Origin of the sequence: Flavimobilis marinus (assembly GCF_900113055.1) — a bacterium.
GTDB classification, from domain to species: domain Bacteria; phylum Actinomycetota; class Actinomycetes; order Actinomycetales; family Cellulomonadaceae; genus Flavimobilis; species Flavimobilis marinus.
In genome coordinates this window covers 345,311-358,976 of sequence record NZ_FONZ01000003.1, presented here as the reverse complement: position 1 = coordinate 358,976, position 13,666 = coordinate 345,311, and the positions used below count along the sequence as shown (strand labels likewise).

11 protein-coding genes are annotated in these 13,666 nt (G+C 72.0%); 6 read left to right on the top strand and 5 right to left on the bottom strand.

The window, feature by feature from the left end; genetic code table 11:
• Positions 1-29 precede the first annotated feature (29 nt).
• Positions 30-1,811: a carboxypeptidase-like regulatory domain-containing protein gene (locus tag BMZ30_RS10345; protein WP_093378263.1), complete on the top strand. Its 1,782-nt coding sequence runs from the start codon at positions 30-32 to the stop codon at positions 1,809-1,811.
• Between the two features lie 6 nt (positions 1,812-1,817).
• Here BMZ30_RS10345 and BMZ30_RS10340 read toward each other — a convergent pair whose 3' ends face one another.
• From BMZ30_RS10340 to mshD, 3 genes are read right to left on the bottom strand one after another with little or no spacing between them, the layout of a single operon-like run.
• On the bottom strand, positions 1,818-2,861 hold the full coding sequence (locus BMZ30_RS10340; protein ID WP_229828706.1) for an NUDIX hydrolase: 1,044 nt from the start codon (positions 2,859-2,861) through the stop codon (positions 1,818-1,820).
• The gene (locus BMZ30_RS10335) at positions 2,858-5,161 is read right to left on the bottom strand and encodes an RNA degradosome polyphosphate kinase (protein WP_219810214.1); all 2,304 of its coding nucleotides are present in this window, start codon (positions 5,159-5,161) and stop codon (positions 2,858-2,860) included. The genes BMZ30_RS10340 and BMZ30_RS10335 overlap by 4 nt, the downstream gene beginning before the upstream one ends.
• A gap of 37 nt (positions 5,162-5,198) precedes the next feature.
• Positions 5,199-6,119, bottom strand: coding sequence for a mycothiol synthase (gene mshD / locus BMZ30_RS10330; RefSeq protein WP_093378258.1), 921 nt, complete (start codon positions 6,117-6,119; stop codon positions 5,199-5,201).
• 83 nt (positions 6,120-6,202) lie between these two features.
• On the opposite strand from mshD, the gene BMZ30_RS10325 reads away from it, so the two are divergent.
• Together BMZ30_RS10325 and BMZ30_RS10320 are read left to right on the top strand one after the other, a co-directional pair.
• Positions 6,203-6,592, top strand: coding sequence for a tautomerase family protein (locus BMZ30_RS10325; RefSeq protein WP_093378256.1), 390 nt, complete (start codon positions 6,203-6,205; stop codon positions 6,590-6,592).
• 426 nt (positions 6,593-7,018) lie between these two features.
• Positions 7,019-8,419: an NAD-dependent malic enzyme gene (locus tag BMZ30_RS10320; RefSeq protein WP_093378253.1), complete on the top strand. Its 1,401-nt coding sequence runs from the start codon at positions 7,019-7,021 to the stop codon at positions 8,417-8,419.
• 6 nt (positions 8,420-8,425) lie between these two features.
• Here the strand turns inward: BMZ30_RS10320 and BMZ30_RS10315 are convergent, their stop codons facing one another.
• Positions 8,426-9,472: an NADH:flavin oxidoreductase/NADH oxidase gene (locus tag BMZ30_RS10315; protein WP_093378624.1), complete on the bottom strand. Its 1,047-nt coding sequence runs from the start codon at positions 9,470-9,472 to the stop codon at positions 8,426-8,428.
• Between the two features lie 128 nt (positions 9,473-9,600).
• On the opposite strand from BMZ30_RS10315, the gene BMZ30_RS10310 reads away from it, so the two are divergent.
• Positions 9,601-10,083 carry a GNAT family N-acetyltransferase gene (locus BMZ30_RS10310; RefSeq protein WP_093378251.1) on the top strand — a complete coding sequence of 161 codons (483 nt, stop codon included), beginning with the start codon at positions 9,601-9,603 and terminating at the stop codon, positions 10,081-10,083.
• On the opposite strand, the gene BMZ30_RS10305 is transcribed toward BMZ30_RS10310, so the two are convergent.
• Positions 10,025-10,642, bottom strand: a complete 618-nt coding sequence (locus BMZ30_RS10305; RefSeq protein ID WP_093378247.1) for a shikimate kinase — start codon at positions 10,640-10,642, stop codon at positions 10,025-10,027. The two genes, BMZ30_RS10310 and BMZ30_RS10305, sit on opposite strands and share 59 nt — an antisense overlap.
• 91 nt (positions 10,643-10,733) lie before the next feature.
• On the opposite strand from BMZ30_RS10305, the gene BMZ30_RS10300 reads away from it, so the two are divergent.
• A complete protein-coding gene (locus BMZ30_RS10300) occupies positions 10,734-11,552 on the top strand; it encodes a formate/nitrite transporter family protein (RefSeq protein WP_093378245.1) in 819 nt (272 codons plus the stop codon).
• A gap of 78 nt (positions 11,553-11,630) precedes the next feature.
• Positions 11,631-13,658 (top strand): acetate--CoA ligase, encoded by a 2,028-nt coding sequence (gene acs, locus BMZ30_RS10295; protein ID WP_093378242.1) that lies wholly within the window; start codon positions 11,631-11,633, stop codon positions 13,656-13,658.
• Positions 13,659-13,666 lie beyond the last annotated feature (8 nt).

Here is a 13,666-nt window from a genome sequence, read left to right as displayed (position 1 = left end):
CTACGCGCAGGTCTGGTAGAAGTCGACGAATGCTGGCGGCGATGGTCGCCGGCGTGATGACCGTGACGATGGCGGTGGTGGGGATGCCCGCGGCGTCGGCGGCATCGCACGCGGTGACCGGCACGCTCGTGTCGGCGTCGGGCGAACCGCTGGCTGGCCTCAAGGTCCGCGCGGTGCCAGCGGCCGGCTACGGCTCCGTGGGAGCGACCACGACGGTCACCACGAACGCGGAGGGCAGCTTCAGCCTCCCCATGCCGAAGGCCGGGACCCGGTTCCTGCTCGAGGCCTTCGACCCCGCGCGGACCGAGGCGAGCGCCTCGTCCCCGGAGTGCCGCGAGCCCGCGCGCACGTCCGTGCTGACGACGTTCATCGGCTCGCGCGGCAAGCAGACGTTCACCGACCTCGACCCGATCACCGGCTACAAGGCGCGCTCGGGCAGCTCGATCAGCTCGGGGACCCACGAGCTGACCGCGTCCAGCGGCTTCGACCTGACGATCACGGGCGCTGAGGAGTACGAGCGCACCGTGACGGTGCTGCGCGCCGACGGTCAAGAGGCCTACTGGGGCGAGTGCGGCGCGCTCGACCACGGATTCATGCCCGGCCGCTACACCGTCGTCGTCGGCGGGCAGGGCTACGACGAGGTCCGGATCCCCGCCACGCTCACGCGCGGCGAGGTCGAGAAGCACGCCGTGACCCTCAAGAAGACTCCCAAGGCCACGGTCACCGGCAAGGTCGTCATGGGCGGTAAGCCCGTCGACATGGCAGTGGTGGTGGCGACGACGGGCGACAAGCCCGTGGTCGCGATCTCAGACGAGGACGGCTCGTACAAGCTGACCGCTCCTGCTGGCAAGCCCCTGACCATCACAGCCAACGGCGCGGGTGCGTACGCCGCGCTCGGCCGCACGAGCATCTCCCTGGAAGCCGGCGCCTCCACGCGGCTGGACATCACGGAGAAGCCGACGACGGACCGCGGCGTGGTCCGCGGCCGTTTCGTCCGCCCCAGCAAGTCCTCCTGGGGTTCGGTGGAGCTGCGCACCGCGGGCGGCGACGTCGTCGCTTCCGCGGACCTCGACAACCGTGAGGTGTTCCACCTCGGTGCCCCGGCGGGCAGCTACCGGCTCGTCTACGTCGACGGACGCAACAACCTCTTCTCCTACACTTCGGTGCGGGTCGCTGCCGGACAGACCACGCAGCTGGGCAACGTCAGCGTCACCCGGAAGACCGCCAAGATCTACGGCGACGTCGCGGCCGGCACCAAGCTGACGGCCACCATCCTCAGCGGCAAGAGCGACGGGTTCGACTACGTCTCCGGCGGGCGCTACCGCCTGGAAGACCTGATCCCGGGCAAGTACACCGTGCGGTTCGACCGCCCGGGGTACGTGAGCAAGACGGTCACCGTGACCGCGCGCTCGACCAAGCGCCTGACGCCGCCGAGGCTCGCGAAGCGCAGCGTCGTGAAGGGCGTCATCGTCTACGCCGCCAACAGCAAGCGCGTCGCCACGGACGCCATGGTCCACGCCACGTTGACGAGCAAGCGCACCGGCGACGTGGCCGCACGCAGCGTGACCGACCACGACGCGTCGTTCACGATCGCGCCGCGCGGCGTCACCCGGGGTCGCTACGCAGTCGAGCTCTCGGCGCCCGACCGGGACGCACGGTGCTCCGCGGAGCCCGGCGAGGTGTGCTACCCGCCGATCGGCGTCAACGCCTGGCGTAGCCCGTACTTCTGGGACGGCCGGGAGGTCTTCACCTACTCCGGCGGATCCAACAACCTCAGCACCGTCAAGGTCGCGCTCCGCAACGGCCTCTGACCTCGATCAGCTCGTCGGGAGGGCCTTCGGGAGGAGCGGTCGGGTCTGTTCGACCGCCACCACCCGGGGGCCCTTCGGCGTCTGCGCGACGTGCACGACCAGGACCTCGGCCGGCTTGAGGTACGGGTTCTCGGTCGGCAGTTGACTGCGCACGGATGCCCGGGCGTGCTCACCGATGACGCCCAGGACGGTAGGGAGCACCGGCCGGTGGGTGCAGATCATGCCGGGGACGCCCGAGGACAGCAGCTCGGTGACGCTGCGGGTGACCTTGCCGGGGGCCTTGGCGTGCGCCAGCTCGGTCAGGTCGAAGCTCAGCCCGGACGTGAGGCCGGTCGCGCGTCCGTACGGCGCGATCGTGTCAGCGCAGCGCAGCCACCGGCTGGTGGTCATCTCGCGCACCCCGTAGGCAGCGGCGATCGGCACCAGGAGCGCGGCCTGCAGGTAGCCCGCGGGCGTCAGCGGTCGGTCCTCCTCCGAGCCCGCCCACGCGGAGCGCTTGCGGGCGCGAGCGTGGCGCGCCACGAGCAGCGGCGTCGTCGCCAGCCGGCCCTTGGTGTGCGCCTCCACGAGCGCGTCGAGCGGGGTGCGGTCCTGGCGGCGGGTGAGCATCGCGCGCGCCTGGTCAGCCGGCACCCAGACGGCGTCGTCGATCTCCTCCGGGTCGACGGGCGTCGCGGGCTTGCGCGCCCGGACCGCAGGCTGGTCCGCCGCTTCCGCGCGCCGGGCCGCCCAGTAGTGCACCCGCTTGAAGCGGCGGTCTGGCATGCGGTAGCGAAGCATGGGCAGCGGGATGCCGAGGACGACGTCGTGCCCGGTCTCCTCGGCAACCTCACGGACGGCACACTCGCGCAGCGTCTCTCCCGGGTCCACCTTGCCCTTGGGCCACGACCAGTCGTCGTAGCGCGGGCGGTGGATGAGCTGCACCTCGAGGACGCTCTTGCGCTCGCGCCACACCAGCGCCCCGGCGGCCTCGACGGCGTGCCGACGCGGGGACGCCCCGATCTCCTCGATCGAGTGCCCGCTGAGGTCCTCGAGCGGGGCGTGCGTCACCGCGACATGCCCAGGCGCCGGCGCTGGCGGGCGATGAGCACCGCCTGCAGGTCGCGCAGCGGCTCGCCCTCGCCGTCGAGGTGGTGGCGCTCCCAGTCGCCGTCCGGGCCCAGGTGCCACGAGGACGTGGCGTCGTCCATCGACCCGTCGAGGAGGGTGACGAGGTTCTGCACCTGCTCGGGGTCGCAGATCGAGACGAGGGCCTCGACACGGCGGTCGAGGTTCCGGTGCATGAGGTCCGCGGAGCCGATCAGCACGTCCGGGGCGCCGTCGTTGGCGAACGCGAAGATCCGGGAGTGCTCGAGGTAGCGACCGAGGATCGAGCGCACCCGGATGGTCTCGCTCAGGCCGGGCACTCCGGGGCGCACCGAGCAGATGCCCCGGACGATGAGGTCCACCGGGACGCCCGCCTGCGAGGCGCGGTAGAGCGCGTCGATGGTGTCCTCGTCGACGATCGAGTTCACCTTGAGCTTGATCCACGCGTCCTTGCCGGCGCGCGCGTTGTCCGCCTCTCGCTCGATGCGCTCGATGAGGCCTGACCGCACGGAGCGGGGGGCGACGAGCAGGCGGTGGAAGCGCGACTTGGGGGCGTACCCGGACAGCTGGTTGAACAGCCGGGTGAGGTCCTGGCCGACGTCCGGGTCCGACGTCAGCAGGCCGAGGTCGGTGTACTGGCGCGCCGTCTTGGGGTTGTAGTTGCCGGTGCCCACGTGGCAGTAGCGGCGCAGGCCGTCGGACTCTTGGCGCACCACGAGCGAGAGCTTGCAGTGCGTCTTGAGCCCGACGATCCCGTACACGACGTGCACGCCTGCCTGCTCGAGCTTGCGGGCCCACGAGATGTTGTTCTGCTCGTCGAAACGCGCCTTGATCTCCACGAGCGCGAGCACCTGCTTGCCGGCCTCGGCGGCGTCGATCAGTGCGTCGACGATCGGGGAGTCGCCCGACGTCCGGTACAGCGTCTGCTTGATCGCGAGCACGTGCGGGTCTGCCGCGGCCTGCTCGAGGAACGTCTGGACCGACGTCGAGAACGAGTCGTACGGGTGGTGCAGCAGGATGTCGCGCCGGCGGATCGCGGCGAAGACGTCGGTGGGCTTGGCGCTCTCCACCTCCGCCAGGTAGCGGTGCGTCGTCGGCACGAAGCGCGGGAACTGCAGGTCCGCACGGTCGAGGTCGGCGATGACGTTCAGCCCCGTGAGGTCCAGCGGGGCGGGCAGCTCGTACACCTCGTCCTGCTCGACGCCGAGCTCCTTGATCAGCAGCTCCTTGATGCGCGGAGTGATCTTGTCCGCGATCTCGAGGCGTACGGGCGGCCCGAACCGGCGGCGCAGCAGCTCCTTCTCCATCGCCTGCAGGAGGTTCTCAGCGTCGTCCTCTTCGACCTCGACGTCCTCGTTGCGCGTGACGCGGAAGGTGTGTACCTCGACGATCTCCATCCCGGGAAACAGGTGGTCGAGGTGCTGGGCGATGACGTCCTCGAGGGGCACGAAGGACATCGGCCCACGACCCTGGTGCGCGGTCTGGGCGTCGGGCGCGGACGGGCGGCCGCGCGAGTCGACGGCGATGAACCGGGGCAGCAGCGGCGGCACCTTGACGCGCGCGAAGTGCTCCTTGCCCGTGGCCGGGTTGGCGACGATCACCGCGAGGTTCAGCGACAGCCCGGAGATGTACGGGAACGGGTGGGCGGGATCCACGGCCAGGGGCGTGAGCACCGGGAAGATCTGCTTGCGGAAGTACTTGTGCAGCCGCAGCTGCTCGTTGTCCGCGAGCTCCTCCCAGCGCACCAGCGTGATGCCCTCCTCGGCGAGGGCGGGCTGCACGTGGTCGGCGAAGACGCGGGCGTGGCGCTCGGCGAGGGCGTGCGCGTGCTTCGCGATGCCCTCGAGCACCTGGCGCGGGCTCTGGCCCGAGGGCGAGGCGACCGCGATGCCCGTCGCGATGCGCCGCTTGAGGCCGGCCACCCGCACCATGAAGAACTCGTCCAGGTTGGACGCGAAGATCGCTAGGAACCGCACCCGCTCCAGGAGCGGCTGCGTGGCGTCCTCGGCGAGCTCGAGCACCCGCTGGTTGAACGCGAGCCAGCTGATCTCCCGGTCCGCGAAGCGGTCCGCCGGCAGCGGCGCCATCTCCTCGGGGGTCCGGCCGTCGGCGTGCGGCGGGGGCCCGCCGATGTGCTCGGCGATGTGCGCCGCGAGCTCCGGGTTCAGCGGGATCGTGGGGATCGCCCGCGGCTCGGCGGAAGCGTCACCCGGGGCGCCCTCGGCGCGTGGGGACTCGTCGGTCGCGGTCTGCGGCTCGTTCATAGGGGACATCGTGGCACTCCTGCGTGAACGGGGCGTGTCAGGCCGGCGGGACGTCGCCCAGCTGGACGCGGGAGGACGCGGTGGTGAAGCCCGCGCGTCCGTAGGTGGCCACGGCGCGGACGTTGTCGGCTTCCGTCCACAGGGTGGCCTGCGCGAGGCCCGCGTCGGCTAGGTGGCGCAGGGCGAGGGCCGTCGTGACGGTCCCGAGGCCCCGCCCCTGTGCGTCGGGATCCACGGCGACGACGTACAGCTCGCCGGCGTCGTCGCCCTGGACCAGCTTCAGCCAGACGAACGCGACGAGCGCGTCGCCCTCCTCCAGCAGGAGGATGTCTGCGGCGTCGAACCACGGCTCGGTCTGGCGGGCGCGGAGGTCGGCCAGGGACATGCGGCCCTGCTCGGGGTGCCAGTCGAACGCACGCGCGTTGACCCGGAGCAGAGCGTCCTCGTCCTGCCCGACGACGAACCTGCGGACCGCGACGCCGTCGGGAAGCGGGACCGGCCCGGTCGGCAACGTTCCCGACGTGAGGTCCCGGCTCATCAGGACGAGCTCGCGCACGGGCTCGAGCCCGAGGCGCGCCGCGAGGCCCTGCGCTGCCGGGTCGCCGCCCTCGGCCCAGACGCGGATGCCGTCGGCGCCAGCCGTGCGGGCGGTGTCACGGGCCACGGCGACGAGCGTGGTGCCCACGCCGTGGCGACGGGCGAAGGGGTGCACCACGACCTCGACCGATGCTGCACCGGGTGCCCCGAGGTCGAGCTGTGCATAGCCGGCCAGGTCGTCCTCGGCGCGCACCAGGAGGTGATGGACGGGGGCGTCGTCCTGCGTGAGCCGGAGCAAGGGCTGCTCGCTCAGGGCGGGGCGTCCGTCGACGTGCTCGGCTGCGCGCGCGAGGCGCTCGACGGCCTCGGCGTCGGCGACCGCGAGGGGCCCGGTGACGTGCTCGACCTGATCGTTGTCCATCAGGCCATCCCATCACGGGGAGCGCTGGTCCGGCCTTCCGGTAGGACCGCTAGCGTCGCTCCATCCGACGAGAGGGGAAGCGCGTGGCTCAGATCAAGGTGTACGGCCGCGACACCGTGCTGCGACCGCTGCGGGAGGCGCTGTCCGACGTCGTGCACGCCGCTGCCGTCGACGTCCTCGGCCTGCCGGAGACCAAGCGCTTCCACCGGTTCTTCCCGATGAGCGCCGAGGACTTCCCGGTCCCCGAGGGACGCAGCGAGCGGTACACGATCGTCGAGATCCTCATGTTCGAGGGCCGGGAGACCGCCACGAAGAAGGCCTTCTACCAGCGCCTGTTTCGCGATTTCGAGCGGGAGCTGGCGATCGGTCCGGTGGATCTCGAGATCGTGATCGTGGAGACGCCGCGGCACGACTGGGGCATCCGCGGGCAGGCGGGGGACGAGCTGACGTTGAGCTATCGCGTCGAGCAGTGACGTCCGTCGAGGCGGATCGACGCTGCCGGCGACAGTCTCCGCAGGTCACGAGCCTGCCCCCGGAACCGGCGGAAATCAAGGGCCCACAGGCCCTTCCCTTCCCCGCCGGACAGGCGTAGAAATGGAGTCATAACAGCACATCGGAGCAGGCGGAACCCACGCGCGATCAGTCCACGCATAGGACCTGCGGATCGCGGGGCACTCCCCACACCGCAGTTAGCTGCACGCCTGATAGCCACCTGCTCGTGCTGACCGAACGGCGCTCCCTGCGGGGGCGCCGTTCGTGTCGTCTGCGCCCGGTGCAGCCGCCGACGCCCGCGTACCAGCACACTCTGGCTCGGGTGAGCCGAGCAGAACTGTGCTCGGGTGCGCGCGCGGAGCCTGTGCGACGCGAAGGCGCCACCGCGACGGGGTAGAAAGGTACCCATGAGCTCAGCGCCGAGTGTGTCGTCCTCCATCACCGCCCGCCTGCACGTCGAGGCCCGGCCCACGGTCGTCAGCGAGCTGACGACCGCGATCGAGGGCGCGGGTGGCCTGGTCACCGGCATCGACGTCACCGCCTCGGGGCACGAGCGCATCACCGTGGACGTCACGTGCGCGACCCGCGGGGACCAGCACGCCGAGGAGATCGTCGCGACGCTCGAGACGCTGCCGGGCGTCGTCGTCGACCGCGTGAGCGACCGGACGTTCCTGCTGCACCTGGGCGGGAAGCTGCGGATCGAGTCCAAGGTGCCGATCCGCAACCGCGACGACCTGTCGATGATCTACACCCCGGGCGTCGCGCGGGTGTGCGAGGCGATCGCCCGCCGCCCCGAGGACGCGCGGCGCCTCACCATCAAGCGCAACACCGTCGCGGTCGTCACCGACGGCACCGCCGTGCTGGGCCTGGGGGACATCGGACCCCTCGCGAGCCTGCCTGTGATGGAGGGCAAGGCCGCGCTGTTCAAGCGGTTCGCGGACATCGACGCGTTTCCCATCGCGCTCGACACGACCGACGTCGAGGAGATCGTGCGGACGGTCAAGGCGATCGCGCCGGTGTTCGCGGGCATCAACCTGGAGGACATCTCCGCGCCGCGCTGCTTCGAGATCGAGCGCCGGCTGCGCGACGAGCTCGACATCCCCGTGTTCCACGACGACCAGCACGGCACGGCGATCGTCGCGCTCGCGGCCCTGATGAATGCGCTGCGCGTGGTCGAGAAGGAGCTGCGGGCGGTGCGGATCGTGCTGTCCGGCGCGGGCGCTGCGGGCACCGCGATCCTCAAGCTGCTGCTGGCCGCGGGGGCGGGCGACGTCGTCGTGGCGGACATCGACGGCGTCGTGCACGTCGAACGGCCCGGGCTCGCGGAGAGCCTGCGGTGGACCGCGGAGCACACAAACCCCCGCGGGCTGTCCGGCACGCTCAAGGACGCGATGGTCGGAGCGGACGTCTTCATCGGCGTCTCGGCGCCGAACGTGATCGACGGAGACGACGTCGCGCGCATGGCTGAGGGCGCGATCGTGTTTGCGATGGCCAACCCGGCGCCCGAGATCGACCCGGTCGAGGCCGCCAAGCACGCCGCGATCGTGGGGACGGGCCGCAGCGACTTCGCGAACCAGATCAACAACGTGCTCGCGTTCCCCGGGGTGTTCCGCGGCCTGCTCGACGCGCAGTCGTCACGCATCACCGACGAGCTCCTGCTCGCCGCCGCGCAGGCGCTCGCCTCGACGGTCAAGCCGGAAGAGCTGAACCCGACCTACATCGTGCCGAGCGTCTTCAACCCCGACGTCACCACGGTGGTCGCGGAGGCCGTCGCCGCAGCCGCGAGGGCGGACGCGGAGCCCACCTGACCGGGGCTAGAGCCACGCGCCCCGGACGTGCTGGGGGCGCCAGCCCGCATCCGCCACCGGCACGCCCAGCTCGTGGGCAGCGCGCAGCGGCCAGTGCGGGTCGCGCAGGGCGCCGCGGCCGATCATCATCGCGTCGGCCGCGCCGTCGCGGAGCGTCTGCTCGGCCTGGGCGGCGGAGTCGATCATGCCGACGGCGCTCACCGGCAGCCCTGACGTCTCGCGGACCTCGCGTGCGGCGGGGACCTGGTAGCCCGGGCCCACGGGGATGGGGGCGACCACGTTGCCGCCCGTCGAGACGTCCACGAGGTCGACGCCGTCGAGGTCGGCGCAGACCTGCGCGACGTCGGCCACGGTGAGCCCGTCCTCGGTCCAGTCGGTCGCGGACACGCGCACGAGCACCGGCTTGTCCTGTGGCCACGCGGCGCGGACCGCAGCGACGGTCTCGTGCAGCAGGCGCGCGCGGTTCGCGAGCGTCCCGCCGTAGGCGTCGGTGCGGTGGTTCGACAGGGGCGAGAGGAACTGGTGCAGCAGGTAGCCGTGCGCGGCGTGCACCTCGACGACGTCGAAGCCCGCCTTGTGCGCGCGGCGTGCGGCGTCGGCGAACTGGCCGGGGACCTCCGCGACCTGCTCGGGCGTCATCTCCGCCGGTGGTGCATAGGAGGGGAACGCTTCGCCGGACGGGCCGAGCGTCGTCCAGCCGCCCTGGTCGGCCGGGACCGAGCCGCGGGAATCCGCCCACGGGCGGAAGGTCGAGGCCTTGCGGCCGGCGTGCGCGAGCTGCACCCCGACGGCAGCGCCCTGCGCGTGCACGACGTCGACGACGCGCGCCCATGCGGCCGTCTGCTCGTCGTTCCAGAGGCCCGCGTCGTCGGGCGTGATGCGCCCCTCGGGGACGACGGCTGTGGCCTCCGCCAGGACGAGCCCGAACCCGCCCTGCGCGCGGGCTCCCAGGTGCACCACGTGCCAGTCGTTCACGACGCCGTCGACGGCCGAGTACTGGCACATGGGCGCGAGCCAGACGCGGTTGCGCAGCGTGAGCCCGCGCAGGGTCATCGGCTGGAACAGCAGCGGGAGGAGCGAGGCGGGAGCGGGGGGCACGGCCGGGGCGGTTGCGGTCACGTCGCACGACAACGTCGGTAGCCGCCTGGCGCATTCCCGGCCCGGGCGTACAGTCCGTGTCCATGCCCGCCATCGTGATCGCCCAGCCGGGGACCACCGCGGCCGACGCGATCGTCCGGGACTACCTGACCGACGTCGCGTCCCGGTACTACGGGCGGCCCGCGAGCCGTGCCGAGGTCGACCAGGCCCTGCGCGACGAGCCGTACGGAGACCTGACGGCGCCCACGGGCGTCTTCCTGCTGGCCACCGACGGCGACGAGCCGGTCGCTTGCGCCGGCGCACGCTTCGTCGGCGACGTGGCGGAGCTGACGAAGATCTTCACCCGGCCGGCCTGGCGCGGGCATGGCCTGGGGGCGCTGCTGGTCGGGGCGCTCGAGGAGGCTGCGCGCGAGCACGGGGCGCGCACCGTGCGGCTGGACACCCGTGGCGAGCTCGCCGAGGCGTGCGCGCTGTACGAGCGGCTGGGCTACGCGCGCGTCACCGCGTTCAACGCAGATCCGTACTCGGACCGTTGGTATGCCAAGAGCCTGGAGCTGACGCCGTGACGAGCCCGGCCACCCGGTGCGCCGTCGTCGCGGGCGTCTCGTCGCCGGAGTAGACGATCTCCGTCGCCAGGGAGCGCGTCCCGGCGTCGTCGAGCCACTCGGCGAGCAGGTCGTGCCCGTCGTAGGTCCAGGTCGTGCCCTTGGACGCGAGGGACCGGGCGCGCAGCAGGGCCAGGGACTCGTCACGGTCGGCGGACGGCAGCAGCAGGACGACGCGCACCCCGGCCAGCGCGGCCCGCACCTGCGCCAGGTGCTCGGCCTGCGTGTAGGAGGTGTGCCCGGCGCCCAGGGCGAGCACCACAGCCGGATGGTCGCCGACGGCGCGGCTCACCGCGTGCGCCCGGGCCGGCTCCCACTCGCGCTCGGCGGGGATCCGTCCGACCTCGCCCACGCGGCGCACGAGCCGGTCGAGGCTCCACCCCACCTCGGCGTAGTACGGGTCCGCGACGGCGTCGATGTCGACGAATCCCGCGCCGAGCAGCGGTGCGAGCAGTTCTCCCACCGTGGACTTCCCGGCCGCGGCCGGGCCGACGAGGACGACGGCGGGGCCCGGGTTCATACCGCCACCGTGCCACACGGGCGTGCTGGGCCCAGGCACACGTGCCCATAGGTCCCACGAATCTGCCTGTGGGCGCCGTCACGCTGGAACGGTGCTGAGCATCGACGAGACCATGACACGCCAGGCGGAGACCGCAGCCACGAAGGTCGCCTTCACCCGCCGCCCCCTTGCGTACGCCGTGCAGGCGATGCTCGCGGGCTCCTACATCGGCGTCGCGGTCGTGCTGATGATGAGCGCGGCCGGACCGTTCCGCGCCGAGGGGTCTCCCGCGGCCCCGCTGGTCTCCGGCCTCGTGTTCGGTGTCGCCCTCACCCTCGTGTTCACGGCGGGCGGCGAGCTCGTCACGTCGAACATGATGACGCTCACCCAGGGCGCGTTCCGCCGCCTCATCACCTGGGGCGCCGCGGGCCGGACCATGGCGTTCGGGTTCTTCGCCAACATGGCGGGCGCCTTCGTGTTCGCAGCGATGGTGCACTTCACCGGCCTGCTGGAGCGCGGCAAGCCCGCCGGGGACATGCTCGCCGGCGTGCTCGCGGCCAAGGGGCACGAGTCGATCCCTGAGCTGTTCTGGCGTGGGGTGCTGTGCAACATGCTCGTCTGCCTCGCCATCTGGTCCACCGTCCGCCTCACGAGCGAGGGCGCGAAGCTGTTCACCATCTTCTGGTGCCTGCTGGCGTTCATCACCTCGGGCTTCGAGCACGTGGTCGCGAACATGACGAGCTTCGGCATCGGCCTGTTCAGCGGCATGCCCGAGACCAGCTGGGCGGACTTCGCCCGCAACATGACCACGGTGGGCCTCGGCAACCTGGTGGGCGGCGCCGTCGTCGTGGGCCTGGCCTACGCCGTGAGCGCGAGCCGGATGTCGCCGGTCGTCGCGGCGGCCGTCAAGGAGACCGTGCCCGCCGCCTGACACCCCGGTGTGATCTGCGCCACGCGGCGCTAGACTCGCGGCCAAGCCAGGACCAAGGTCCCGGCCGCACCAGAGTCGATGCGCACCGGAGGAGCACCCGTGACGAACGAGGCCGCAGCCCACGAGCCCAGCCTGGAGAACCTCCTCCACGAGAACCGGAGCTTCCCGCCCAGCGCCGAGTTTGCCGCGCAGGCCAACGGCACCCCGGACCTCTACGCCGACGCTCGGGCGGACCGCCTCGCGTTCTGGTCCCGCCAGGCCACCGAGCTCGTCTCGTGGCGCAAGCCGTTCACCGAGGTCCTCGACTGGTCGCAGGCGCCGGTGGCCCGCTGGTTCGCGGACGGCACCCTCAACGCGTGCTGGAACGCCGTGGACCGGCACGTCGTCGCCGGCCACGGGGACCGGGTCGCGATCCACTTCGAGGGCGAGCCGGGTGACACCCGCACGCTCACCTACGCGGACCTGCAGCGCGAGGTCTCCCGCGCCGCGAACGCCCTCGCCGCGCTCGGCGTGCATACGGGTGACCGCGTCGTGATCTACCTGCCGATGATCCCCGAGGCCGTCATCGCGATGCTCGCCTGCGCGCGCCTCGGGGCGCCGCACTCGCTCGTGTTCGGCGGCTTCTCCGCCGACGCCCTGCGCTCGCGGATCGACGACGCCGGCGCCCGCCTCGTGATCACGGCCGACGGTGGCTACCGGCGCGGGGCGGCCACGGCGCTCAAGCCCGCCGTCGACGACGCGCTCGCCCCGCGGGACGGCGTCGAGTCCACGGTCGAGCACGTGCTCGTCGTGCGGCGGACCGGCCAGGAGACCGCGATGGCCGAGCACCGCGACGTGTGGTGGCACGAGGCCACCGAGGTTGCCGACGTCCAGCACGAGCCCGTGTGGGTCGAGGCCGAGCACCCGCTGTTCATCCTCTACACCTCGGGGACCACCGGGAAGCCCAAGGGCATCCTGCACACCACGGGCGGCTACCTCACGCAGGCCGCGTACACCCACCGCTACGTCTTCGACCTCAAGCCGGAGACGGACGTCTACTGGTGCACGGCCGACGTCGGCTGGGTCACCGGGCACACCTACGTCACCTACGGCCCGCTCGTGAACGGCGCGACGCAGGTCATGTACGAGGGCACGCCGGACACCCCGCACCAGGGCCGCTGGTGGGAGATCGTCGAGAAGTACAAGGTGTCGATCCTCTACACGGCGCCCACGGCCATCCGCACGTGCATGAAGTGGGGCTCGGAGGTCCCCGCGAAGTTCGACCTGAGCTCCCTGCGCGTGCTCGGCTCGGTCGGCGAGCCCATCAACCCCGAAGCGTGGATGTGGTACCGCCGCGTGATCGGCGGCGACCGCTGCCCCGTGGTGGACACGTGGTGGCAGACGGAGACCGGCGCGATCATGATCTCCCCGCTGCCCGGCGTCACCCACGCCAAGCCCGGCTCCGCCCAGGTCCCGCTGCCCGGGATCGTCGCGGACGTCATCGACGACGAGGGCAAGCCCGTGCCCGACGGCGGCGGCGGGTACCTCGTGCTCACCGAGCCGTGGCCCGCGATGCTCCGCGGCATCTGGGGTGACCTGGAGCGGTTCAAGGACACCTACTGGTCGCGGTTCCCCGACATCTACTTCGCCGGTGACGGCGCGAAGAAGGACGAGGACGGCGACGTCTGGCTGCTCGGCCGGGTCGACGACGTCATGAACGTCTCCGGCCACCGCCTCTCCACCACGGAGATCGAGTCCGCGCTCGTGTCCCACGACGCCGTCGCGGAGGCCGCCGTCGTCGGGGCGCTGGACGAGACCACCGGCCAGGCCGTGGTCGCGTTCGTGATCCTGCGCGGCGAGGCTGCGGCGGCGCTCGAGGCGACCGGCGGCGACCAGGACGCGATCGTCGCCCAGCTCCGCGACCACGTCGGCAAGCAGATCGGACCGATCGCGAAGCCCAAGCGGATCCTCGTGGTGCCGGAGCTCCCCAAGACCCGGTCGGGCAAGATCATGCGCCGCCTGCTGCGCGACGTCGCCGAGAACCGCGCCGTCGGGGACGCGACCACGCTCGCGGACGCGTCGGTGATGGCCTTGATCTCGACCGGTCTGAACAAGCCGAAGGCCTGAGGAGGCAC

Coding starts and splice junctions, on each gene's coding strand:
- BMZ30_RS10305 (WP_093378247.1), bottom strand. CDS start 10,642: ATGAACCCGGGCCCCGCCGTCGTCCTCGTCGGCCCGGCCGCGGCCGGG.
- mshD (WP_093378258.1), bottom strand. CDS start 6,119: ATGGACAACGATCAGGTCGAGCACGTCACCGGGCCCCTCGCGGTCGCC.
- BMZ30_RS10320 (WP_093378253.1), top strand. CDS start 7,019: ATGAGCTCAGCGCCGAGTGTGTCGTCCTCCATCACCGCCCGCCTGCAC.
- acs (WP_093378242.1), top strand. CDS start 11,631: ATGCGCACCGGAGGAGCACCCGTGACGAACGAGGCCGCAGCCCACGAG.
- BMZ30_RS10345 (WP_093378263.1), top strand. CDS start 30: ATGCTGGCGGCGATGGTCGCCGGCGTGATGACCGTGACGATGGCGGTG.
- BMZ30_RS10335 (WP_219810214.1), bottom strand. CDS start 5,161: ATGAACGAGCCGCAGACCGCGACCGACGAGTCCCCACGCGCCGAGGGC.
- BMZ30_RS10315 (WP_093378624.1), bottom strand. CDS start 9,472: ATGACCCTGCGCGGGCTCACGCTGCGCAACCGCGTCTGGCTCGCGCCC.
- BMZ30_RS10310 (WP_093378251.1), top strand. CDS start 9,601: ATGCCCGCCATCGTGATCGCCCAGCCGGGGACCACCGCGGCCGACGCG.